The 21058-nt window shown below is 70.2% G+C and carries 25 protein-coding genes and 1 pseudogene; 16 read left to right on the top strand and 10 right to left on the bottom strand.

Annotated features, from left to right (window positions below):
• The first annotated feature begins 56 nt into the window (after positions 1-56).
• Together QQ657_RS12125 and QQ657_RS12120 are read left to right on the top strand one after the other, a co-directional pair.
• Positions 57-305, top strand: a complete 249-nt coding sequence (locus tag QQ657_RS12125; protein WP_284742174.1) for a hypothetical protein — start codon at positions 57-59, stop codon at positions 303-305.
• 54 nt (positions 306-359) lie between these two features.
• Positions 360-797, top strand: a complete 438-nt coding sequence (locus tag QQ657_RS12120; protein ID WP_284742173.1) for a hypothetical protein — start codon at positions 360-362, stop codon at positions 795-797.
• Here the strand turns inward: QQ657_RS12120 and QQ657_RS12115 are convergent.
• From QQ657_RS12115 to QQ657_RS12105, 3 genes are all read right to left on the bottom strand, one after another.
• A complete protein-coding gene (locus tag QQ657_RS12115; protein WP_284742172.1) occupies positions 794-2347 on the bottom strand; it encodes a glycoside hydrolase family 13 protein in 1554 nt (517 codons plus the stop codon). The two genes, QQ657_RS12120 and QQ657_RS12115, sit on opposite strands and share 4 nt — an antisense overlap.
• Positions 2347-2730 carry a globin gene (locus QQ657_RS12110; protein ID WP_072477289.1) on the bottom strand — a complete coding sequence of 128 codons (384 nt, stop codon included), beginning with the start codon at positions 2728-2730 and terminating at the stop codon, positions 2347-2349. The genes QQ657_RS12115 and QQ657_RS12110 overlap by 1 nt, the downstream gene beginning before the upstream one ends.
• 143 nt (positions 2731-2873) lie before the next feature.
• A complete protein-coding gene (locus tag QQ657_RS12105; protein WP_284742170.1) occupies positions 2874-3863 on the bottom strand; it encodes a mechanosensitive ion channel family protein in 990 nt (329 codons plus the stop codon).
• Between the two features lie 358 nt (positions 3864-4221).
• Here QQ657_RS12105 and QQ657_RS12100 point away from each other — a divergent pair, with 358 nt between their 5' ends.
• Positions 4222-4719, top strand: a complete 498-nt coding sequence (locus QQ657_RS12100) for an HNH endonuclease (protein ID WP_350310664.1) — start codon at positions 4222-4224, stop codon at positions 4717-4719.
• A gap of 115 nt (positions 4720-4834) precedes the next feature.
• Here QQ657_RS12100 and QQ657_RS12095 read toward each other — a convergent pair whose 3' ends face one another.
• On the bottom strand, positions 4835-5206 hold the full coding sequence (locus QQ657_RS12095) for a hypothetical protein (protein WP_284742168.1): 372 nt from the start codon (positions 5204-5206) through the stop codon (positions 4835-4837).
• 287 nt (positions 5207-5493) lie between these two features.
• Here QQ657_RS12095 and ctaJ point away from each other — a divergent pair, with 287 nt between their 5' ends.
• Positions 5494-5745 carry an aa3-type cytochrome oxidase subunit CtaJ gene (ctaJ, locus tag QQ657_RS12090; RefSeq protein WP_284742167.1) on the top strand — a complete coding sequence of 84 codons (252 nt, stop codon included), beginning with the start codon at positions 5494-5496 and terminating at the stop codon, positions 5743-5745.
• Positions 5732-6220, top strand: coding sequence for a DUF5130 family protein (locus tag QQ657_RS12085; RefSeq protein WP_284742166.1), 489 nt, complete (start codon positions 5732-5734; stop codon positions 6218-6220). The genes ctaJ and QQ657_RS12085 overlap by 14 nt, the downstream gene beginning before the upstream one ends.
• 61 nt (positions 6221-6281) lie before the next feature.
• Here the strand turns inward: QQ657_RS12085 and pepN are convergent, their stop codons facing one another.
• Positions 6282-8849 carry an aminopeptidase N gene (pepN, locus tag QQ657_RS12080; RefSeq protein ID WP_284742211.1) on the bottom strand — a complete coding sequence of 856 codons (2568 nt, stop codon included), beginning with the start codon at positions 8847-8849 and terminating at the stop codon, positions 6282-6284.
• A 161-nt stretch (positions 8850-9010) separates the two neighbouring features.
• Between pepN and QQ657_RS12075 the strand changes: the two genes are divergently transcribed.
• Positions 9011-9631, top strand: coding sequence for a mycothiol-dependent nitroreductase Rv2466c family protein (locus QQ657_RS12075; protein ID WP_284742165.1), 621 nt, complete (start codon positions 9011-9013; stop codon positions 9629-9631).
• A gap of 7 nt (positions 9632-9638) precedes the next feature.
• Here the strand turns inward: QQ657_RS12075 and QQ657_RS12070 are convergent, their stop codons facing one another.
• Together QQ657_RS12070 and QQ657_RS12065 are read right to left on the bottom strand one after the other, a co-directional pair.
• Positions 9639-10448 (bottom strand): MBL fold metallo-hydrolase, encoded by an 810-nt coding sequence (locus QQ657_RS12070; protein ID WP_284742164.1) that lies wholly within the window; start codon positions 10446-10448, stop codon positions 9639-9641.
• The gene (locus tag QQ657_RS12065; protein ID WP_434056732.1) at positions 10445-11167 is read right to left on the bottom strand and encodes a 2-phosphosulfolactate phosphatase; all 723 of its coding nucleotides are present in this window, start codon (positions 11165-11167) and stop codon (positions 10445-10447) included. Before QQ657_RS12065 ends, QQ657_RS12070 begins: the two co-directional genes overlap by 4 nt.
• Positions 11168-11211: 44 nt before the next feature.
• On the opposite strand from QQ657_RS12065, the gene QQ657_RS12060 reads away from it, so the two are divergent.
• Both QQ657_RS12060 and QQ657_RS12055 read left to right on the top strand, forming a co-directional pair.
• A complete protein-coding gene (locus QQ657_RS12060; protein WP_284742163.1) occupies positions 11212-11685 on the top strand; it encodes a ribose-5-phosphate isomerase in 474 nt (157 codons plus the stop codon).
• A complete protein-coding gene (locus QQ657_RS12055) occupies positions 11685-12494 on the top strand; it encodes an Fpg/Nei family DNA glycosylase (RefSeq protein ID WP_284742162.1) in 810 nt (269 codons plus the stop codon). Before QQ657_RS12060 ends, QQ657_RS12055 begins: the two co-directional genes overlap by 1 nt.
• Here the strand turns inward: QQ657_RS12055 and QQ657_RS12050 are convergent.
• Positions 12482-13321: a type 1 glutamine amidotransferase domain-containing protein gene (locus tag QQ657_RS12050; RefSeq protein WP_284742161.1), complete on the bottom strand. Its 840-nt coding sequence runs from the start codon at positions 13319-13321 to the stop codon at positions 12482-12484. The two genes, QQ657_RS12055 and QQ657_RS12050, sit on opposite strands and share 13 nt — an antisense overlap.
• Positions 13322-13363: 42 nt before the next feature.
• Positions 13364-14185 carry a hypothetical protein gene (locus tag QQ657_RS12045; RefSeq protein WP_284742160.1) on the bottom strand — a complete coding sequence of 274 codons (822 nt, stop codon included), beginning with the start codon at positions 14183-14185 and terminating at the stop codon, positions 13364-13366.
• Between the two features lie 147 nt (positions 14186-14332).
• On the opposite strand from QQ657_RS12045, the gene QQ657_RS12040 reads away from it, so the two are divergent.
• From QQ657_RS12040 to QQ657_RS57055, 4 genes and pseudogenes are all read left to right on the top strand, one after another.
• The gene (locus QQ657_RS12040; protein ID WP_284742159.1) at positions 14333-15208 is read left to right on the top strand and encodes a TIGR03619 family F420-dependent LLM class oxidoreductase; all 876 of its coding nucleotides are present in this window, start codon (positions 14333-14335) and stop codon (positions 15206-15208) included.
• 5 nt (positions 15209-15213) lie between these two features.
• Positions 15214-15660 (top strand): nuclear transport factor 2 family protein, encoded by a 447-nt coding sequence (locus QQ657_RS12035; RefSeq protein ID WP_284742158.1) that lies wholly within the window; start codon positions 15214-15216, stop codon positions 15658-15660.
• Between the two features lie 115 nt (positions 15661-15775).
• Positions 15776-17338: a carbohydrate-binding protein gene (locus QQ657_RS12030; RefSeq protein WP_284742157.1), complete on the top strand. Its 1563-nt coding sequence runs from the start codon at positions 15776-15778 to the stop codon at positions 17336-17338.
• Positions 17338-17445, top strand: a pseudogene (locus QQ657_RS57055) (DUF8817 family protein); the annotation flags it as partial. The gene QQ657_RS12030 and the pseudogene QQ657_RS57055, both read left to right, overlap by 1 nt.
• A gap of 120 nt (positions 17446-17565) precedes the next feature.
• Here QQ657_RS57055 and QQ657_RS12020 read toward each other — a convergent pair.
• Positions 17566-17931: a winged helix-turn-helix transcriptional regulator gene (locus QQ657_RS12020; protein ID WP_284742155.1), complete on the bottom strand. Its 366-nt coding sequence runs from the start codon at positions 17929-17931 to the stop codon at positions 17566-17568.
• 67 nt (positions 17932-17998) lie between these two features.
• Here QQ657_RS12020 and QQ657_RS12015 point away from each other — a divergent pair, with 67 nt between their 5' ends.
• The 4 genes from QQ657_RS12015 to QQ657_RS12000 are packed head-to-tail and all read left to right on the top strand — an operon-like array spanning position 17999 to position 20788.
• Positions 17999-18778: an SDR family oxidoreductase gene (locus tag QQ657_RS12015; RefSeq protein WP_284742154.1), complete on the top strand. Its 780-nt coding sequence runs from the start codon at positions 17999-18001 to the stop codon at positions 18776-18778.
• On the top strand, positions 18775-19593 hold the full coding sequence (locus QQ657_RS12010; RefSeq protein WP_284742153.1) for a haloalkane dehalogenase: 819 nt from the start codon (positions 18775-18777) through the stop codon (positions 19591-19593). The genes QQ657_RS12015 and QQ657_RS12010 overlap by 4 nt, the downstream gene beginning before the upstream one ends.
• Before the next feature lie 56 nt (positions 19594-19649).
• On the top strand, positions 19650-19943 hold the full coding sequence (locus tag QQ657_RS12005; RefSeq protein ID WP_284742152.1) for a PadR family transcriptional regulator: 294 nt from the start codon (positions 19650-19652) through the stop codon (positions 19941-19943).
• Positions 19943-20788, top strand: a complete 846-nt coding sequence (locus QQ657_RS12000; protein ID WP_284742151.1) for a hypothetical protein — start codon at positions 19943-19945, stop codon at positions 20786-20788. The genes QQ657_RS12005 and QQ657_RS12000 overlap by 1 nt, the downstream gene beginning before the upstream one ends.
• The last annotated feature ends 270 nt before the right edge of the window (positions 20789-21058 follow it).

Below are 21058 nucleotides of genomic sequence, written 5' to 3'. Positions count from 1 at the left end.
TTACGGAATCCTTGTGTCGCGGGCGTGCGCCGGTTTTCGGTGGCACGCTGGTGCACATGCCCCCGGACGACGACCCGACGGCGGACTTCCTCGACGAAGTCCGCGAGGAGGAGACGCCCTGGCGTCGCGAGCGTCCGCCGGGGGAGCAGGCGCCGGAGCGTGCCGAGCGTCCTGAGAGGTGGGGCCGCACGCGAGCGGCGGGCCGGGCGGCCGCCCAAGCGGCGCCCTACCTCCAGGCCGCGGCGCTCGTGGCGTGGCTGGCGAGCGGCGCCTTCGACGACGGCTCCGGCGACCAGAGCGGTTGACAGGCTCGTGACCGATTGGTTACAGTCCGCGCCTTCCCGGAGGTGAGCCAGTTGATGAGGTTCCCGGCGTTCACCGTGGCCGTGACCCGCGAAGCCGGTGTGTGGACCGCGAAGGTGACCGACGGACTCGACGGCGCCGCGGGTGAATTCAAGCAGTTCGTCGACGTCGACCCCGGCATGCGGAAGATCATCGCGAACCTGACCGCGCTCCCGCCCGAGCGGTTCCACCTCCGGTGGCGCTACGAGTTCGACGACGCGGACGCGACCGAACTCGTGCTGCAGTACCAGGAGGCGCACCGGATCGCCGAGGACGTGGCCGAGTGGCGCGAAGGGGTCCGCGCGCGCCTGGTGTCGGCGTTGAACGGGCAGATCTCGCAACGCGCGATCGCCGACCTGCTCGGGCTGTCGCACCAGCGCGTCAACCAGATCGCGCGCGGCCCCGCACCCGAGGCGGCCGAAGTGGCCAAGCCCGGCCGGTGGGTGCCGCTCTAAACGAGCCAGGCGGCCGAGTCCGCCGGCAGCTTCCCGTCCACCAGCGGGCTGCTGCTCAGCAGCACCTCGCCCGGCGGCAGCGCGATGGGGCTCGCGGACGTGTTCAGCGCGCACACCAGGCCGCCGCTCTTGCGGCGGAACGCGAAGCAGCCGGCCGGGGCGCCGTACCACTCCAGCTCGTCGCCGTCGAACGCCGGATGCGTCTTCCGCAGCTCGATCGCCTGCCGGTACAGCGAAAGCGTCGAGCCGGCGTCTTCGATCTGCTTCTCGACCGTGAGCGCGGCCCACTCGCCGGGCATCGGCAGCCACGTCCGCGGGTTGCGGGAGAACCCGAACGGCGGCAGGTCGCCTTCCCACGGGAGCGGCACCCGCGAGACGTCCCGCCCGAACTCGGCCCCGCTGGTCTTCGCGCGCGGGTCGGCCATCTCGGCGGCCGGGATGTCCACGTTGGCCAGGCCGAGCTCTTCGCCGTTGTACAGGTAGACCGTGCCGGGCAGCGCCAGCTCGACCAGCGCCATCGCCCGCGCGCGGCGCACGCCCGCGGCGCCCCCGCCGTAGCGGCTGACCTGCCGCCAGACGTCGTGGTTGCCCAGCGTCCAGGTGGCGGGCGCGCCGACCTTCGCCGGCACCGTCAGGGAGCGCTGGATGGCCGTGCGCATCGCGTCCGCGTCGAAGTGGGTCAGCACCAGCCGGAAGTTGAACGCCAGGTGCAGCTCGTCGGGCCGCAGGTACCGGGACAGGCGTTCCTCGTCGGTCACCCAGATCTCGCCGACGGCCATCGCTTCCGGGAACTCGTCGAGCACCTTGCGGATCATCTGGTGGATCTCGTGGACACCGTCGTGGTCCCACCGCGGGTCGTAGTAGTGGCTGGGCCCGAGCGCGTCGGCGCGCGGGTCCATGTCCGGCAGGCCGGGCGGCTTGGCCATGCCGTGCGCGACGTCGATGCGGAAGCCGTCGACGCCGCGTTCGAGCCAGAAGCGCAGGGTGCGTTCCAGGTCGGCGGCGACCTCCGGGTTGGCCCAGTTGAGGTCCGGCTGCTGCGGCGCGAACAGGTGCAGGTACCACTGCCCGTCCGGCACCCGCGTCCACGCCGGCCCGCCGAACGCGCTGACCCAGTTGTTCGGCGGGTCCTCGCCCTTCGGGCCGACGCCGTCGCGGAAGATGTAGCGGTCGCGCTCCGGGCTGCCCGGCGCGGCCGCCATCGCCGACTTGAACCAGGCGTGCTGGTTGCTGGTGTGGTTGGGCACCACGTCGACGGTGACCTTGATGTTGCGCTTGTGCGCCTCGGTCAGCAGCACGTCGAAGTCGCCGAGGGTGCCGAACATCGGGTCGACGTCACGCGGGTCGGCGATGTCGTAGCCGTGGTCGGCCATCGGGGAGCGGTAGAACGGCGTCAGCCACAGCGCGTCGACGCCCAGCAGCTCCAGGTAACCGAGCCGGGAGTGGATGCCTTCCAGGTCTCCGACGCCGTCGCCGTCCGAATCGGCGAACGAGCGTACGTAGACCTGGTAGAACACGGCATCCCGCCACCAGCCGGGCCCGGGTCTCATCAGACGAAGCTGTTCATCATGCTGTGGGCGGCCATCTCCAGGTAGGCCCAGAGCTGCCCGCGGTAGGGCTCCTCGAGGTTCTCCTCGTCGACCGCGATCCGGATGCAGCGCAGCCAGGCGTCGCGCTCGATCGGCCCGATCTTGAACGGCGCGTGCCGCATCCGCAGCCGCGGGTGCCCGCGCCGGTCGGAGTAGGTGTGCGGGCCGCCCCAGTACTGCATGAGGAACAGCCGGAAGCGCTCCTCGGCCGGCCCGAGGTCCTCCTCGGGGTAGAGCGGGCGCAGGATCTCGTCTCGCGCGACTTCTTCGTAGAAGCGCGCGACGATCCGGCGGAACGTGGGTTCGCCGCCCACCGCTTCGTAGAGGTTCGCCGGTTCGCTCACTGCAGACACGCCTTCCATTTTGCCTTCCGGGTGCGGGTTCCCGACGCCCGGTCCCGCTCCTCGCCGGAAGGTCGCGAACCCGTTTCCCAGCGTAACCACGCGGGCCGGGTCGTGAGACATCTCACGGCCCGGCCGCGGGAGCACTACTTCTTCTCGGCCACCGGGGCGGAGTTCGGGAACAACCGGCCGAGCGGGGGCTCGAAGCCGGCCTCCTCCAGGGCCGCCAGCAGCTGGCCGCGCAGGGCCCGCTGGACCGCCCACTGCTTGCCCGGCCGCACCTTCACGGTCAGGCGCAGCTGGAGGCCCTCCGGGGTCACGCTCTCCACGCCCAGCATCTCCGGGGGCTCCAGGATGTTGTCCTTCAGCGCGTCGCTCTCGGTCGCGGCCAGGGCCGCCTCCCCGAGCACGGCGGACGCGCGCTCGACGTCGGCGGTGTAGCCGAGCGGGACGTCGACGAGCGCGACCGCGAAGCCCTGGCTCGAGTTGCCGACGCGCAGCACCTCGCCGTTGCGGACGTACCAGACCGTGCCCTTGACGTCGCGCAGCGTGGTGATCCGCAAGCCGACCGCCTCGACGGTGCCGGTCGCTTCGCCGATGTCGACGACGTCGCCGACGCCGTACTGGTCCTCGACCATCATGAAGATGCCGGAGAGGAAGTCCTTCACCAGGTTCTGCGCGCCGAACCCGATCGCGACGCCGATGATGCCGGCCGAGGCGATGATCGGGCCCAGGTTGATGCCGAGCTCGCCCAGCACGAGGATGAAGGCGAGACCGTAGATCAGGAACGTCGCCATCGACTTCAGCACCGAGCCGATGGTCTGCGCGCGCTGGCGGCGGCGTTCGATCACGGCGGAGCCCAGCACTTCAGGGGCGCGCTCGCGCAGGGGGCGGAGCAGCGCGGGGAGCTTCCCGCTGCCTCGGGGCAGCGTCGTGACCCGGTTGATCATCCGTCTGATCAGCAACCGCACGACGAACGCGATCACGACGATCATCAGGATCTTCAGCGGCTTGGTCAGCAGCCAGTTCGTCGAGCCGGACAGCCACTCGTTGCCGGTGGCCTTGTACACCTGGAAGCACAAGGTGGACGCGTCGTTGATGCACGGCGTCTGGCCGGCGGTGAGCAAGGGGGACACGGGAGTTCGATCATCCTTCCGATCAGGTCGGTGAGCCCAACTGTAAGTGGATGTTGGGTCGCGCGGATGTGACACGTCGTGTAACACACGTGCGCTGGGGGCCTGTTCTGTGGTCGACTATGCCTACGCCCCTGGAGGTGGTCGAGTGCCAGACCGACAACCCAGCCCCCGCGGCGTCTCCGGCCAAGCCATGGCCGCCGAGACGCCAGAGGTGGTCCTGCGCGCCTATCCGGGGGGTTCCGCATCCGGCGGAGCCGTCCCGGCCGGGCCGGGGAACCGCCCAGGGGGAGTTACCCGCCCGCCCGGACAGCGTAGTAGAGGCCGGGATCCGGCAGCCCCGGCCTGGGGCCGGCGCCGGGTGCTCCTGCTCAACGCCACTTTCGAGCCGTTGACCGCGTTGCCGCTGCGGCGCGCGGTCGTGCTCGTGATGTGTGGCAAGGCCGAAGTGGTGCACGGCGATCCGGGCGGCATCGAGCTGCATTCGGCGAAGGTGTCGCTGCCCGTGCCCTCGGTGATCCGGCTCAGCACGTACGTGCGCGTGCCGTACCGGGCCAAGGTGCCGCTGACCCGCGCCGGGCTGATGCACCGCGACCGGTACCGCTGCGCCTACTGCGGAGGGCGGGCCGAGACGATCGACCACGTCATCCCGCGCAGCCGGGGCGGGCCCCACGCCTGGACGAACTGCGTCGCCTGCTGCGCCAAGTGCAACCACCGCAAGGCGGACCGGCTGCTCTCGGAGATCGGCTGGCGCCTGCGCGTCGTCCCGCGTGCTCCGCACGGCCCGCACTGGCGGCTGCTCGCGCACTCCAAGGAGGCCGATCCGCTTTGGCGTCCGTATCTGGGCTCCGCAGCCTGACGCTCACGAGCTGACGGAGCCCCGGACATAACGGCGCCCCGGCTGCCTTGCGGCGGCCGGGGCGAGCCGGGTGCTTGCGCGTGTTCAGGTAGTGCGTACGGCCTTGAACGAGCGGTCAGGCAGCGAGCGCGTAGTCGCTCTGGCAGGTGACGCGGGTCCCCATGGTGACGCGCGTGCCGCGGGTGACCCGCGTACCTCGCGTGACGCGGGTGCCGCAGGTGACACGCGTGCCGGCCGTCACTCGAGTGCCCATCGTGACGCGAGTGCCCCGGGTGACCCGGGTACCGCGCGTGACCCGTGTCCCCGCTGTCACCCGGGTGCCCATGGTGACGCGCGTTCCCGCCGTGACGCGTGTACCCCGAGTGACGCGTGTACCCCGGGTAACCCTTGTGCCCGCGGTCACACGCGTTCCGGGCACGAATTCGATTTCGCTGGGTGACGAGGTGGCCTCGGTGATCGCCTGTGCGGGGGTGTGGACGCTGTTCATGGCAAGGCCTCCTGGGACCGGTGCGTTACCTGCTGGGGCTGGGGAGCGGGGCGCAAGGCCCGTACAGGTGAAAAAGCTACGAGGATTTCAAGGCTGCGACAAGACGACAGCGGCGGGTGCGGCCGCCTGTACGTTGAGTTGCAACCTTTCGGCCCGAAGGTCTTCGCCCCAACGTTCCAGTCGCCGCGAGCCAAGCGGCGGACGGCAGTCGGCTTACGACGAACGGTCGAGCGGGGTGGGCGCGGCGGCCTCAGTGTCTTCGGGGACCATCCGATACGCTCAGCGCCGTGAACGTTGTCGAGACGATCGTGGTCTTCGCCGTGATCCCGCTGGCCATCTACGGCCTCGCCGGGCTGCTGACGCTCCGGCGCAGGTCCGGCGGTGCCCCGCGGCACCGGTCCGGCCAGGCCTGGGACTACCCGGCCATGTGGTGGAGCGCCAACCCCGAAGGGGTCGGCGCGGGGCACCACGCCGCCACCGAGAACAGCGCGCCCGAGGGCGCCCCGACCGCGGCAGGAGGCGCTCGTGGCAACTGGTGAGCTGACGAAGCGCGTCGACGAGTCCGAACTGGGCTACGGCGAAGCTCTCACGTCCAGCGGCCGCGTGTCGGCCGCGAAGATGTACGAGCCGGAAGCGCCGACGAGCCCGTTCAACACGCGCCAGCTGGCCCGCCTCGACGAGGCGCTGACGTTCGCGAGCCGGGAGACGGGTCTCGACTTCAGCCTGTACCTCGGCGAGCTGGGCGACGACAGCCGCTCGGCGGCGGAGAAGCTGCACGCGACGACGTCGAACCCGGCGAACTCGGTCCTGATCGCGGTTTCCCCGGGCGAGCGCCTGATCGAGATCGTGACGGGCAAGGCGGCGTACGTCCGCCTGCCCGACCGCGGCGCCAAGCTGGCGATCGCCAGCATGGTGGCGTCCTTCAAGGAGGGCGACCTGGTTCGCGGGCTGGTCAACGGCCTGGTGAACGCGCTGCGCATGCTGTCCGACCAGGCGGGCCCCGCGCCCCGCTGACGCAGAGACGCGAAGAGCCCCGCACCTCGAGTAGAGGTGGCGGGGCTCTTTTACGTCCGGCTCAGGCCTGGGCGTCGAAGTCCCGCGCGGCCAAAGCGCGCACGATCCCCGCCCGGCCTTCCGAAACCAGCCGTCGCAGCGCCTGCGAGTGCTCACCGGTCAGCCACTCGTCCGACGCCGTCACCGTCTCCGGGGCCACCGCCCACGACGGGTACAGCCCGATCGCGATCGGCTGCGCGCGCTCGCTGGACCGCCGCTGCCACACCTCGTCGATCACCTCGAAGTACTGCGCGACGTACGAACCCAGCAGCGCCTTCTGGCCCGGGTGCGAGAAGCCCGAGATGAGCGAGTCGCTGACCGCGTTCGGCAGCTCGTCGTCGTACACCGCGCGCTGCCACGCGTCCGCCTTGGCCTCCGCCGTCGGGCGCAACGCCCGCGCGCGCTCGGCCTGCCGGCGGCCCGTCGCCGTGTTGTCGCGGGCCAGCTCGGCGTCGATCTCCGCCGTGTCCGCCTTGCCGTGCGCCACCAGCGCGTGCAGCAGGCGCCAGCGCAGGTCCGTGTCGACCGTCAGGCCGTCGAGCGGCGCGGACCCGTCGAGCCAGCCGGCCACCACGTCCAGCGTGGCCGCGTCCAGCACCGACCCCGCCAGCGAATTGACGAACGCCAGCTGGTGGTCCGAGCCCGCCTCGGCGGCGTGGACCAGCTCCAGCAGCCGCGTCGTGAACGCCGGCCAGCCGGTCGAGGCCGCCCACTGCTGCTCCGCGTACGAGTTGAGCGCCGTCTGGGCCTGCAGCAGCAGCCGCTGGACGACGCCGACCTCGGTCTCGGTGTGGATGCCGCGCTGCACCAGCGTGACGAAGTCGCGGGCCTTGAGCTCGGCCTCGCGGGTCATCTCCCACGCCGCCGACCAGCACAGCGTCCGCGGCAGCGGCTCGGTGATGTCGGCGACGCGGTCGATCAGCGTCGTCAACGACGCCGGGTCGAGCCGCATCGTGCAGTACGTCAGGTCGTCGTCGTTGACCAGCACGAGCTTGCCCGCGGGCCGCCCGACCAGGTCCGGCACCTCGGTGCGCTCGCCGTCGACGTCCAGTTCCACCCGCTGGGTCCGGATGATCTTGCCCGAGCCGTCCTCGTCGTAGATCCCGACGGCGACCCGGTGCGTGCGCAGCTCACCGGCGCCCGGCTTCGCGCCGGACTGCACGACGGCGAACGAGGTGAACTTCCCGTCCGCGCCGATCTCGTAGCGGGGGCTCAGCGAGTTCAGCCCGGTGGTCTCCAGCCACTGCGCGCTCCACCACGACAGGTCGCGCCCGGATGCCTCTTCCAGCGCGCCCAGCAGGTCGGCCAGCGTGGCGTTGCCCCAGGCGTGCTTGCCGAAGTACACCTTGAGGCCGTCGAGGAAGTGGTCGAGCCCGACGTAGGCGACGAGCTGCTTGAGCACGCTCGCGCCCTTGGCGTAGGTGATGCCGTCGAAGTTGACCTCGACCGCGTGCAGGTCGACGATGTCGGCCGCGATCGGGTGCGTCGAAGGCAGCTGGTCCTGGCGGTAGGCCCACGACTTCTCGATGTTCGCGAAGCTGGTCCACGCGTTCTTGTACTCGGTCGCCTCGGCCTGGGCCAGCACGCTCGCGAAGGTCGCGAACGACTCGTTCAGCCACAGGTCGTCCCACCAGCGCATGGTGACCAGGTCGCCGAACCACATGTGCGCCATCTCGTGCAGCAGCGTCTCGGCGCGCCGCTCGTAGGCGTAGCGGGTGACGCGGCTGCGGAAGACGTAGTCCTCGAGGAACGTCACCGCGCCGGCGTTCTCCATCGCGCCCGCGTTGAACTCGGGCACGAACAGCTGGTCGTACTTGGAGAACGGGTAGGGCGTGCCGAACTTCTCGTGGTAGAAGCCGAAGCCCTGCTTGGTCTCGGTGAACAGCCGCTCGGCGTCCATGTGCTCGGCCAGCGACGCGCGGCAGAAGATGCCGAGCGGGATCGTCTTGTGCTCGTCGGTGTACTCGTCGCTCCACTCGGCGTACGGGCCGGCGATCAGCGCGACCAGGTAGGTCGAGAGCCGCTCGGACTCCTTGAACACCGTGCGGACGGCGCCCTCGGGCGTCTTCTCCGTGGACTCCGCCATCGTGTTCGAGACGACCTTCCAGTCGTCCGGCGCGATCACGGTGAGCCGGTAGACCGACTTGAGGTCGGGCTGGTCGAAGCAGGCGAACATCCGCTTCGCGTCCGCCGTCTCGAACTGGGTGTACAGGTAGACGCCGTCGTCGACCGGGTCGACGAAGCGGTGCAGGCCCTCGCCGGTGTTCATGTACCGGCAGTCGGCGGTCACGGTGAGCTCGTTCGCCTCGGCCAGGCCGGCCAGCGCGATGCCCTTGTCCTCGACGTACGCGCTGACGTCGACGTCGGTGCCGTTCAGGGTGGCCGAGTGCACGCGGTCGGCGACGATGTCGACCCACGTCCGCTCGCCGGCCCGGGCGCTGGCGAACCGGACGGTCGTCTTCGACGCGAAGGTCTTCTCGCCGGGGCCGCCGTGGCCGTCGGTGAGATCCAGCTCGATGTCGTAAGCGGTGACTTCGAGCAGGTCCGCGCGCAGCTTGGCTTGGTCGCGGGTCAGGTTGGGGGCGGGCACAGGCACCTCTGGTCGTTGGTATCGGTTTTCAACTCCTCGCATCCAATCATGGGGAAGGGGTGGCGGGCGATGGGGAACAAGCCCGGGTCCCGAGGTGTTGGCCCGCTGTGTGGGGGTGTGCCCGCCCCCGGACCGGACCTGACTTCGCACAGGAGAACCTGATGACCGCTGCCGAGCAGCCCACGAGGGTCGACTTCTACTTCGACCCGATCTGCCCGTTCGCGTGGATCACCTCGCGCTGGATCCTCGAGGTGGAGAAGCACCGCAACCTGGACCTGCACTTCCGGATCATGAGCCTGTCGGTGCTCAACGAGGGCCGTGACGAGCTGCCCGAGCAGTACAAGGAGCTGCTGGCGAAGGGCTGGGGCCCGGTGCGCGTGGCCGTCGCGCTGTCGCAGCTCAAGGGCGAAGAGGTGCTGCGCGACTACTACACCGAGTTCGGCACGCGGTACCACAACCAGGGCAACAAGGACCGCGACGCGGTCATCAAGGAAGCCCTGGCCGCGATCGGCGCGCCGGCCGAGCTGTACGACGCCGCGGACTCGACCGAGTACGACGAGGCGCTGAAGAAGAGCCACCACGAGGGCATGGACCCGGTCGGTATGGACGTCGGCACCCCGACGATCCACATCGACGGCGTCGCGTTCTTCGGCCCGGTGCTGAGCTCGATCCCGCGCGGCGAAGACGCGCTGAAGGTGTTCGACGGCGCCGTCGCGCTGTCGAGCTACCCGGACTTCTTCGAGCTCAAGCGCACCCGCTCGGGCGAGCTGAACTTCGACTGAGGCGTCTTCAAGGCGTCTTGAGGGCGGCCAAGGTGACGTCGCCGGGGTAGCGCGAAGCGGCCACGGCGGCGGCCTCGGTCGTCTCGCCGCGCCCGACCCCGGCCTTGAGCGCGATCAGCTCGTGCAGGCCGTGGCGGTGGTAGCGGACGAAGTCGGCGTCGACCGGCTCGCCGTGGCCGGGCACGATCACCCGGGGCTCGAGCGCGAGGATCGTGTCGAACGTGTCCGGCCAGGCGGTCAGATCCGACTCGGAGCTGAACGAGAACTCGCTGAAGCCGTGCTCGGCGTTCTCGACGATGTCTCCCGCGAAGACCACCCCCGCGTCGGGCACGTGCACGATCACGTCGTGGTCGGTGTGGGCGCGGCCGGGGTGCAGCAGGACGGCCGTCCGGCCGCCGAGGTCGAGCTCGGTCCGGTCGGTGAACAGGTGGTCGGGCACGACGAACGTGGTGCGCGCGATGGCGTCGGCGGTCTCCGTCTTGCCCTGTTTGCGGTAGTGGGCGATCCAGGTGGCGCGCGCGCCTTCCGGGTCCTCGGTCAGCTCGGCGCGGCAGCCCTCGTGCGCCCAGACCGGGCAGGGCGCGAACCGCTCGGTGCCCCAGGTGTGGTCGAAGTGCGCGTGCGTGTACACGACCGACCAGGGCAGCGGGGTCAGCTCGCGGACCGCCGCCGCCAGCTCGGCGCCCTGCTCGAGGTCGCCGCGCGTGTCGACGACCAGGCAGCGGTCGGCGCCCACCACCAGGCCGACGGTCAGGTCCAGCTCTTCGTAGCGGCGCGCGTGCACGCCGTCGGCGACCTCGATCCAACGCCCGTTCATGCCAGTACTCCTTCGCTCAGTACGGGAGCAGCATCGCTCACGTCGAGCTGCGCGGCCAGCGTCACGTCCGCGCCGTGACCCGACTCGGTCAGCTCGCGACCGGACACGCAGCTTGCCAGGGCCGCGACGTCGACCGATCGGGCGGCGATCGCGGCTTCGGGGGACAACGACAGGCCGAGCCCGGCCAGTGCCGCGGCGATCGCGCCGGCGCCCAGCTGGTCTTCGACGCACGGCCGCAGCGGGCCGAACACTTCGCCCTCTCCGAAGATGTTCACGCCCCAACGTTCCCCCGCGGCGACGAGCCCGATCGGGCCGCCCAGGTCGTGCGCCTTCGCGGCGACGGCGGAGGCGTTGCGCAGGCAGCCGGCGAGGACCCGCGCGCCGGTCGCCGCGGCGGCGTCGCACAGCGTCGCGCCGTTGGGCGAGGGGAGCGCGAGCAGCGTCCCCGGCGGGATTTCCGTCACAGAAGACGGCCTGAGGGTGAACGCGCCTTCACCCGCGATGACGGCGCCGGCCGCCCGGGCCTGAGCCACCCCGCGTTCGTCGCGCCAGCGGACCGGCAGCACGCGCCCGCCGCGGCCGACCACGAGATCCGCGGTGGTGCTGAAGGAAAGCACGTCGACGACGACCAGTACGGCGCATTCCCGGCCGAGAGCGGCCACGCCTTCGGCGCCCCAGTCGAGCCGGACGTCGTACCCCGTCTGCTCCCAGATGCCCACCCCCGGAGCATGCCCGAAACCGGCCGTGATGGCAGACTCCAGCCGTGCGTGTCTACTTGGGATCCGACCATGCCGGCTTCGAGCTGAAGAACCACCTGGTGGCTCACCTGGAGAAGCAGGGCCACGAGGTCACCGACATCGGCCCGCGGGTCTACGACGCGGCCGACGACTACCCGGCGTTCTGCGTCGAGACGGCGCTGCGCGTGGTGGCCGACGAGGGCAGCCGCGGCATCGTCGTCGGCGGCTCCGGCAACGGCGAGCAGATCGCCGCGAACAAGGTCCCCGGCGCGCGGGCCGGCCTCGCGTGGAGCGTCGAGACGGCCAAGCTGTGCCGCGAGCACAACCACGCCCAGCTGATCGGCGTCGGCGCCCGGATGCACACCGCCGAGCAGGCCACGGAGATCGTCGAAGCCTTCCTGGCGACCGAGGTCTCGCCGGAGGAACGGCACGCGCGCCGCGTCCAGCAGCTGCTGGACTACGAGCGCACCGGCACCCCGCCGGCGCTGCCGGAGGCCTGATGCCCGAGGGGCACACGCTCCACCGGCTCGCGCGGCTGCACAAGCGCCGCTACGCCGGCGCCCCGGTCGAGGTGAGCAGCCCGCAGGGCCGGTTCGCCACCGAGGCGTCCCGTTTGGACGGTCGGGTGTTCGTCGGTGCGCAGGCGTACGGCAAGCACCTCTTCCACGACTACGGTCCACACGGGATCGTGCACATCCACCTCGGGCTCTACGGCACGTTCGGCGAGTCCCCGCTGCCCGCGCCGGAGCCGGTGGGCCAGGTCCGGCTGCGGCTGGCCGGGCGGACGCACTGGACGGACCTGCGCGGGCCGACCCGGTGCGAGCTGCTGTCCCCGGACCAGGTCGACGCGATCAAGGCGCGCCTCGGCCCCGACCCGCTGCGCCGCGACGCGAAACCCGACCAGGCCTGGGCGCGCATCTCGCGCTCGAAGACGTCGATCGCGGCGCTGCTGATGGACCAGGCGGTGCTGGCGGGCGTCGGCAACGTCTACCGCGCCGAGGTGCTGTTCCGCCACGGCGTCGCGCCGCTGACGCCGGGACGGTCGCTCGACCGGGCGTTGTGGGACGACCTGTGGGCGGACCTGGTGGCCTTGATGCGCGACGGCGTCCGCGTCGGCCGGATCGACACGGTCCGCCCGGAGCACCTGCCGGAGGCGATGGGGCGGGCGGCGCGGGTGGACCGCCACGGCGGCGAGGTGTACGTCTACCGCCGCGCCGGGCAGCCGTGCCTGGTGTGCGGGACGCCGGTGGCGAACTCGGAGCTGGTGGGCCGCAACCTCTACTGGTGCCCCACCTGTCAGCCGGCCTGAAGGCGGGTGGCGAAGGTCTTCGCGAACGTGTGGACGTCACCGGGCCAGCGCGCTGACACGTAGTTCCCGTCCTCGACGACGAACGCCGGACGCGCGTCGTCGAGCCGGTCGCGGGCCCGGCCGCTCGCCTGGACACGGTCGGTCGTGTCCCGGAAGTCCGCCGGCCGCGCCAGCGCCCGCGTGACCTCCTGCTGCACCGACATGTACCCCTCGGGCTGCCCCGGCTCCTCGCGGTAGGTGCGGTAGTAGTCCGGGTCCCAGAACCGGGTCCGCCGCGCGAGCCGCCAGGCTGTGCGTTCCAGCCGCCAGGTCAGCGCCGTCGTCTCGCGGCCGTACAGCACGGAGCGTCCGTTGTCCGGGTTGCGGCTGCGCGCGGCGAGCAGGACGCCGTGGCAGATCGCGCCGACCGGGAGGTCCCGGCGGAAGGCCTCGACGACCACGCCCTGCAGCACCGGGCTTTCGAGGTACTCCCGCATGCCGCGGGCGCGGTGCCCGCCGGGCAGCAGCAGGCCGTCGAAGCCATCGAGCTCGATGTCGTCCCAGCGGATCGGGGCGCGCCACGCGGGATCCGCGAGCAACGCCCGGTGGGCGTCACGGGCGGCTTCGTCGGCCCGCAACACGCGTCCGAGCGCCGTGAGCTTCCGCAGGCCCGGTACGCGGCTCCACAGGTCGAGGCCTTCGCCGGTGACCATGATTTCGTCGCAGGTCGCCTGCGCACCGTCCGGCGTCGCGAAGACCACGGTGTGCCCGGCGAGGACCGCCCGGCTGACGGCCACTTCGGACGGGTCCGAGTCCCGGGCGGGGACGGGGATCAGCACGGTCGCCACGGCATCCTCCTGAAGGTCGTCCAGGAGGATGCCAGCCGGCGATCAGAAGTCGAAGCCGCCCCCGTCGAAGCCCCCGCCATCGAAGCCGCCACCGTCGAAACCGCCGCCGCCCCAGTCGCCGCCACCCATGTCGCCGCCACCGTCGCCGCCGCCGAAGTCGCCTCCGCCGTCACCACCGTCGCCGCCCGCGTCACCGGACTCGAGCGCGTCCTGCTGGCCCGCGTCGTAGCCCGACTCCCAGGCCCCGGCGCTGGCGATGCCGCCCATGCCGGAGAACATGGCGCTGAACAGGAACATCGACCCGAGGCCCCAGGCGCCGGCGACGAGCGCGGGCTTCCACCACGGCTCGCTGTACCAGCCCTGCGGCACCGGCCGCCCGGCCACGCGGCCGCCGGGGTAGTAGTACGGCGTGTCCTGGCCCGCGTCGGGCGAGGCGGCGTAGTGCTGGCCCTCGACGTCGACGTCGCGGCGCTCGGTGACCTTGCCGGCGCGCTCGCGCTCGGCCTCCTCCGGCAGCTGCGGGCCGGGGTCCATGCCCATCGCGACGCGCGCGGCGCGGACGTAGTAGAGGCCTTCGACGGCGGTGTCCTTGACCAGCCGGGCCTGCTCGATCGTGCGAGCCTGCTCCATCTGGGAACCGGCCGCGTTGTAGCGCTCGGCGGCGTCCGCCATCGCCTGCATCGACGCGGTGTCGTTGCCGTTGAGGTTGAGGACCTGGCCGCCGAGCCGCTCGACGAGGCGCCGGGCGTCGGCCTTGGCGTCGTCGAGTTCCCGCTGCCGGGCCGCGGCGCGCTGCCGCGAGAAATAGAGGCCGCCACCGACGATCACGACGACGAGCACGATCAGGAAGATCGCGGTGCCCATGGACCACTCCCAGAAGCTCGGTGCCCGGTGACCGGAAGTCACCTTTGATTCGGACAACGCGGACGTTACGCGGAGGGTTCCCGGGACGTGATCCGGCACACCGCGCGGGCTGGCCGAGGAAACTAGAACACGTTATAGTTCCGTGGTATGAAGTTCACCCTGTCGATCGCGATGAACCCCCTCGATCAGCTGGGCGAGCTCGCCCGGGCCGCCGAAGAGGCCGGTTTCGCCTCCATCGCCCTGCCGGACTCGCTGTTCTACGCCGAGACGGTGGACACGGACTACCCGTACACGCCCGACGGCAGCCGGTTCTGGACCGGGGAGACGCCCTGGGTCGACCCGCTGGTCGCGACCGCGTCGATGGGCGCGGTCACCAGCCGCATCGAGTTCTACACGTCGGTGCTGAAGCTCGGCTCGCGCAACCCGGTGCTGCTGGCGCGCCAGGTCGGCTCGGCGTCGGTGCTCACCGGCGGCCGGTTCGGCCTCGGGCTCGGCGTCGGCTGGCTGCCGCAGGAGTTCGAGTACTGCGGCGTCCCGTTCGAGCGGCGCGGCAAGCGCGTCGACGAGGCCATCGACGTCCTCCGGCTGATCCTCGACGGCGGCATGGTCGAGTACCACGGCGAGTTCTACGACTTCGACAAGATCCAGATGAGCCCGGCGCCGCCGAAGCGGGTGCCGTTCTACATCGGCGGCCACACCGACGTCGCGCTGCGGCGCGCGGCCCGCGTCGCCGACGGCTGGTCGTCGGCGATGATGAAGCTCGACGAGCTGCGCGACACGATCGCCCGGCTCAAGGAGCTGCTGGCCGAGCGCGGCCGCGCCGACGACCCGTTCGACTACCAGGCCGTCTGCATCGACAAGTTCGGGCTCGACGGCTACCGCGAGCAGGCCGAGGTCGGCGTCACCGACATCATCACCATGCCGTGGGTGTTCGACGGCGTCGGGTTCGACGCGCCGGTCGAGCCGAAGCTCGAAGCGATCCACAAGTTCGGGGCCGAAATCATCGCGAAGTTCGAGGAGTGACGTCCATGGGTGTGCAGGTCAGCTGGGACACGTCGGCGGAGCAGCCGCCGGCGCGGCGCGCGGCGCTCGCGTCGATGACCGCGGTGACGGCGGGCGAGAAGGAGGCCTGGCTGGATTTGTTCGCCCCGGACGGGGTGGTGGAAGACCCGGTCGGGCCGTCCTTCTTCGACGAAGAGGGCAAGGGGCACCACGGCCGCGAGGGGATCAGCGCGTTCTGGGACAAGACGATCGGCAACGTGGAGCGCTTCGAGTTCACGATCCGCGACTCGCACGCGGCGGGCGACGAGTGCGCCAACGTCGGCACGATCACGACGTACCTGCCGGGCGGCTACCGCGTCGACACCGACGGGGTGTTCGTCTACCGCGTCGGCGAGGACGGGCTGATCACGTCGATGCGGGCGTTCTGGGAGACCGAACGCGCGATGGCGACCGCCCGGCAGGTGACCGAGTAGGTCCCGGCCAGCGGAAACCCAATTTCATATCTGATACATGATCTCTTGACGTCCGGTTAGGCAGGTCTCTTTACTAACTGGTGTAGACCTCCGATGTCTCCACCAGGGAGCAAGCATGTCCTTCCTCCGGCGCACGGCGGTCGCGGCCGCCGCATTCGCGCTCGCGGCCAGCGGCACCGTCCTGAGCCAGACCCCGGCGTCGGCTCTGGAAAACGGGCTGCTGCGCACACCGCCGATGGGGTTCAACAACTGGAACTCCACGCAATGCAAGGCCGACTTCAACGAGACAATGATCAGAGGTATCGCCGACCTCTTCGTCAGCAAGGGGCTCAAGGACGTCGGCTACCAGTACGTGAACATCGACGACTGCTGGGCGCTGCCCTCGCGGAACTCGGCGGGCAACCTGGTCCCGGATCCCGCTCGGTTCCCCGGCGGCATCAAGGCGCTGGCCGACTACGTGCACGCGAAGGGCCTGAAGTTCGGCATCTACACCAGCGCCGGCACGAAGACCTGCAACAAGGCCGGCTTCCCCGGTGGTCTCGGCCACGAGCAGCAGGACGCGAACCTCTTCGCCTCCTGGGGTGTCGACTACCTGAAGTACGACAACTGCAACAACCAGGGCGTCGACGCCCAGCAGCGGTACAAGGCGATGCGGGACGCGCTGGCGAAGTCCGGCCGGCCCATCGCGTACTCGATCTGCGAGTGGGGTCAGAACCAGCCGTGGACCTGGGCCGCGCCGGTCGGCAACCTGTGGCGCACCACCGGCGACATCTCCGACAAGTGGTCGAGCATGATCGGCAAGGCGCAGGCCAACCGCGGCCTCGCGCAGTACGCCGGGCCCGGGCACTGGAACGACCCGGACATGCTGGAGGTCGGCAACGGCGGCATGACCGCGGCCGAGTACCGCACGCACTTCAGCCTCTGGGCGATGATGGCGGCGCCGCTGCTCATCGGCAGCGACCTGCGGAAGGTGTCCGACGACAGCTTCTCGATCCTGAAGAACGCCGACGTCATCGCGCTCGACCAGGACCCGCTGGGCAAGCAGGCGACCGTGCTGAGCTCGACCGGCGGACTGGTCGTCTACAGCAAGGTCCTGTCCAACGGTGACCGCGCGGTGGCGCTGTCCAACGAAACGGCGTCGACGGCGACGATCAGCACTTCCGCGTCGGCGACCGGGATCGGCAGCGCGTCGTCGTACACGCTGAAGGACCTGTGGAGCAAGGCTTCTCGCGCTACCACGGGCACGATCAGCGCTTCGGTGCCTTCGCACGCGACGGTGCTGTACCGCTTGTCCCGTTCCGGTTCGCGCTACGAAGCCGAGTCGGCTTCACTGTCGGCGGGCGGCACGGTGGACGCGAACCACGCGGGCTTCTCGGGAACCGGCTTCGCGAACGGCGCCAACGCGGCCGGCAGCTACGTCGAGTGGCAGGTGACGGGGCCGGCGTCGGCACTGACGTTCGGCTACGCGAACGGCACGGCGGCGGCGCGCCCGGTGGACATCGCGGTCGACGGCACGGTGGTGGCCACGGACGTGCCGTTCCCGGCGACCGGCGCGTGGACGACGTGGAGCACGGTCACCCGGCAGGTCGCCTTGGCGGCGGGCCCGCACACGGTGCGTGTCACGGCGACGACTGTCGACGGTCCGGCGAACCTGGACTATCTGGACGTTTCGCCCTAGTGGCGCTGCGCCGCGAGGACCTGCACCTGCACTTCTTCGGCCTGCCGGGGTTCGATCCCGCGCAGTCCTACGGGAGCTGCCTGGTGCAGGTCCCCGACGTCGCGGCGCTGTTCGAGGCGTTCGCCGCGGGGATGCGCGCGGTGCACGGAAAGCTGCTGGCGGCGGGATCCAGCGGATGGCACGCCCCCGCGCGCTTCCTCGGCGGCCGATGTGGCTGCGGCCGAGGACTACCTGGCGGAGCTGCGCGAGTCGTAGGCCTGCCGGGCCGCGTCGACCTTGTCGAGGTTGGGCGACCATTCGGCGAGGGTCGCGAACATCGGGCCGAGGCTGCGGCCCAGTTCGCTGATCTCGTACTCGACCCGCGGCGGGACTTCGGCGTGGTAGGTCCTGGTGATCAGGCCGTCACGTTCCATCTGCCGCAGCCGCTGGGTGAGCACCTTCGGGGTGATGGTGGCGATGCGGCGCTCGAGTTCGACGAACCGCAGACGTCCGTATTCGTTGAGCGCCCACAGGATCGGCGTCGTCCAGCGGCTGAAGACGATGTCGACGACGGGGGCGATCGGGCAGGCCAGCTCGGGTGTGGTCTCGGTCACTTTTGGTGCCTCCGTCCAATACTTTCCTCTAGGTACCTACTATACGTCCGAATGTAGCGTCGCTCGCATGATCACAGTCATGGGAGCAACGGGCAACGTCGGCCGGCCATTGGTGGAGGCCCTGACGGCGGCAGGGGAAGAGGTCCGGGCGGTGTCCCGCAAGGGGCCGTTCCCGGGTGACGTGTCGGACGCAGCGTCGTTGCGTCCGGCCTTCGAGGGCGCGACGGCGGTGTTTTTGCTGCTGCCACCGGGTTTTCACGGTCCGGTTTCGCCGATACTCGCGTCGGCTGACGGAGCTCGGGTGGTGTTGTTGTCGTCGCAGGGAGTCGGAACGGGCCGGCACCCGTCGTTCTTTGAGGACGAGGTGCGCGGCTCGAGTCTGCCGTGGACGATCCTCCGGCCGAGTGGGTTCGCGTCGAACGCGTTGCAGTGGGCGGAAAGCGTGCGTACCTCCCGTGTTTTGTCCGCCCCCTTCGGCGACGTCGGTTTGCCGGTGATCGACCCGGCGGACATCGCCGAGGTGGCGGCCGCAACGCTGCTTTCACCGTTGCACACGGGCCGCACGTACGAACTGACAGGCCCGGCGCTGGTCTCTCCGCGAGACCAGGCGGCGGCGATCGGCACGGCGCTGGGCGAGCCGGTGCGGTTCACCCCGCAGACACGGCCGGAAGCGCTTGCGTCGTTCCAGAACTTCATGCCCCCGGAGGTTGCGGAGGCAACGCTGGACATCCTGGGCTCGCCGACACGGGCTGAGCAGCGGGTGAGCCCGGACGTCGCGCAGATCCTGGGTCGCCCAGCCCGCCCGTTCGCCGACTGGGCGGCACGGAACGCGGTGGCGTTCAAATGAAACTGTTCCACCGCGAGACGGGTGCGGGCGCACCGGTGGTGTTCTTGCACGGTAACCCGACATCGTCACACTTGTGGCGCAACGTGATGCCGCTGGTCCCGGGCCGCCGTCTGGCACCGGACCTGATCGGCATGGGCGACTCGCCAAGGCCACGCATCGACTACACGTTCTCCGACCACGCGCGCTACTTGGCGGAGTGGTTCGACGAGCTGTCGTTGGAGGACGTGGTCCTGGTGGGCCACGACTGGGGCGGAGCGCTGGCGGCGGACTGGGCGTCGCGGCACCCTTCGCGAGTCCGCGGGCTGGCGTTCACGGAAGCGGTCTTGAAGCCGATGACGTGGGAGGAGTTCCCGCCGCCGGGAGCAGAGGTGTTCCGCGCACTCAAGACCCCCGGGGCAGCCGATCCGATGATCGACATGTTTCTGAAGTCGCTCCCACCGGAGTACGAAGGCATGTACCCGACACGGGAGTCCCGAATCCCGCTGTTGCGCTGGGCCTGTTCGATGCCGTTGGGCGGCGAGCCGGCTTCGGTGGTCTCGAGGATCGAGACCTTCGACGGCTGGCTGGCGACGTCCTCTGGGGTCCCGAAGCTGCTGATCACCTTCGAGCCCGGCTTCGACACGATGCTGACCCCACCGATGGTCGAGTGGATGTCGAAGACGTTCGCCTCGCTGGAGGCGGCCCACCACCCGGTGACGGCGGGCCACCACACGCCGGAGGAGCAGCCGGAGCTGATTGCCGAGTCGTTGGTGACCTGGCTGGCAGGTGATGCCCGTCTGAGGTCAAGGTCGAACCGATACTTGAACTCTACCTAGCCCCTAGGTAGAGTTCAAGTATGGCTGGTCCAAGGATGACGCTACCAACGCAGCTGGTGCTGCGGGAACTGGTGAGCGACCCGGCCCGGGAGAGGTACGGCCTGGAGCTCTGTGCGGCTGCGGGACTGCCCAGTGGCACGATCCATCCGATCCTTGCGCGGCTGGAAAAGGTCGGTTGGCTCCGCAGTCGCTGGGAAGAAGTCGATCCGGCGGAACGAGGGCGGCCCCGACGTCGGTACTACAGCCTTGACCCGAACAGTCTGGGGCAGGTCCAGGCCGCCCTGCGCCGTGCGGAAGCCTCCGCGCAGGCGCTCGCGCGTCTGCGTCCCGACTTGGCCGGGGGTGCGTGATGGCGGGGGCACTCACCCTCGATCAAGGGCGTGCCGTTCGCCTCGTCCTCGAGCACGTCGTCGACATCAGCGGTTCCCTTGCTCGCGGCTTCATTGTTCTCAGGGACATCAGCCTGGATCTCCGGCCGCTTGCCGAGGCGCGGATTCAGAACCTCGGCCGTGACCTGGATCCGCGGCTGCTGCAGGACCAACAGCACATCTGTGCCCGTGACCGCGTCTTCGAAAACGCGCGCAGGCTCGTCTTCGAGCTGGAGCAAGCCGAGCGCGGCGCGCGTGCGATCGTCCGGTTGTTCGGCGTCGATCCGGACATCGAAATCTCGTCGAAGCCTGATCTTCAGCGCAACTACCTTGCCGTCCGGGATCTGAATCTCGGGTTCAAGGACGGCATGTTCGACGCGCTCAAGGGGATCGGCAGCCTGGCCAGGGAGCTGAACGAGCACCTCCATGCCGACCAGGTGGCCAACGTGGGCCCGCGATTGACCGATCACGCGTCCGGCGGCATGTACTTCGTGCGGCGGATGGAATCCGTGATTTCCGCGACTTACTTTCCGGTCAAGGATTTCCAGCGTCGGCTAGTGCGTATGCATTCACGAGTCATCGAGCTGTCCAACGGCACGCGTGTCGCCAAGATGTCGCAACGGCTGACTTCTTGCGCGGTCCGGTTGCTCCCCGTTTTCTCCCGTGCGGAGTACGACGAGGTGTTCCGTTCGGAGTTGCTCGAGATGACCGAATCCGGCTGCTCGTGGCTGGGCCAGGTGCGGCACGCGCTGAGAGTGCTGGTGCGAGCGCCATTGCTGGCGCTGACGCTTCGTTCCGGACCGCCGACGGATCGGGGTGTCTGGTGAATGCCCCGAAGTCGCTTGAGGACGGAGATTACCGATGGCTGACGTGGCTCCGTGAGGTCGTTGCGTGTGAGAAGAGCACACGCAACGCCTTGCGGCTGGCGCGGTGTGCAGTCGCGGCGGGCGTCCTCGCCCTGGCGATCGTGGCAACAGCGCTGGTGCTGATCAGCCTGGTGTCACCACTCGCACTGACGGGTCTGGTGAGCGGCGGCTCAGCAGCAACAGCGGGCACTCTAGCCCTACGCCGCCACCGCCCAAGGCGGCAACGAACCC

The sequence above is a fragment of the Amycolatopsis ponsaeliensis genome (assembly GCF_030182635.1).
GTDB classification, from domain to species: domain Bacteria; phylum Actinomycetota; class Actinomycetes; order Mycobacteriales; family Pseudonocardiaceae; genus Amycolatopsis; species Amycolatopsis ponsaeliensis.
The sequence above is the reverse complement of the archived record's forward strand: the minus strand, read 5'-3'. Positions and strand labels throughout refer to the sequence as shown.

Coding starts and splice junctions, on each gene's coding strand:
- QQ657_RS12125 (WP_284742174.1), top strand. CDS start 57: ATGCCCCCGGACGACGACCCGACGGCGGACTTCCTCGACGAAGTCCGC.
- QQ657_RS12120 (WP_284742173.1), top strand. CDS start 360: ATGAGGTTCCCGGCGTTCACCGTGGCCGTGACCCGCGAAGCCGGTGTG.
- QQ657_RS12115 (WP_284742172.1), bottom strand. CDS start 2,347: ATGAGACCCGGGCCCGGCTGGTGGCGGGATGCCGTGTTCTACCAGGTC.
- QQ657_RS12095 (WP_284742168.1), bottom strand. CDS start 5,206: ATGAACAGCGTCCACACCCCCGCACAGGCGATCACCGAGGCCACCTCG.
- QQ657_RS12075 (WP_284742165.1), top strand. CDS start 9,011: ATGACCGCTGCCGAGCAGCCCACGAGGGTCGACTTCTACTTCGACCCG.
- QQ657_RS12070 (WP_284742164.1), bottom strand. CDS start 10,448: ATGAACGGGCGTTGGATCGAGGTCGCCGACGGCGTGCACGCGCGCCGC.
- QQ657_RS12055 (WP_284742162.1), top strand. CDS start 11,685: ATGCCCGAGGGGCACACGCTCCACCGGCTCGCGCGGCTGCACAAGCGC.
- QQ657_RS12045 (WP_284742160.1), bottom strand. CDS start 14,185: ATGGGCACCGCGATCTTCCTGATCGTGCTCGTCGTCGTGATCGTCGGT.
- QQ657_RS12040 (WP_284742159.1), top strand. CDS start 14,333: ATGAAGTTCACCCTGTCGATCGCGATGAACCCCCTCGATCAGCTGGGC.
- QQ657_RS12035 (WP_284742158.1), top strand. CDS start 15,214: ATGGGTGTGCAGGTCAGCTGGGACACGTCGGCGGAGCAGCCGCCGGCG.
- QQ657_RS12030 (WP_284742157.1), top strand. CDS start 15,776: ATGTCCTTCCTCCGGCGCACGGCGGTCGCGGCCGCCGCATTCGCGCTC.
- QQ657_RS12015 (WP_284742154.1), top strand. CDS start 17,999: ATGATCACAGTCATGGGAGCAACGGGCAACGTCGGCCGGCCATTGGTG.
- QQ657_RS12010 (WP_284742153.1), top strand. CDS start 18,775: ATGAAACTGTTCCACCGCGAGACGGGTGCGGGCGCACCGGTGGTGTTC.
- QQ657_RS12000 (WP_284742151.1), top strand. CDS start 19,943: ATGGCGGGGGCACTCACCCTCGATCAAGGGCGTGCCGTTCGCCTCGTC.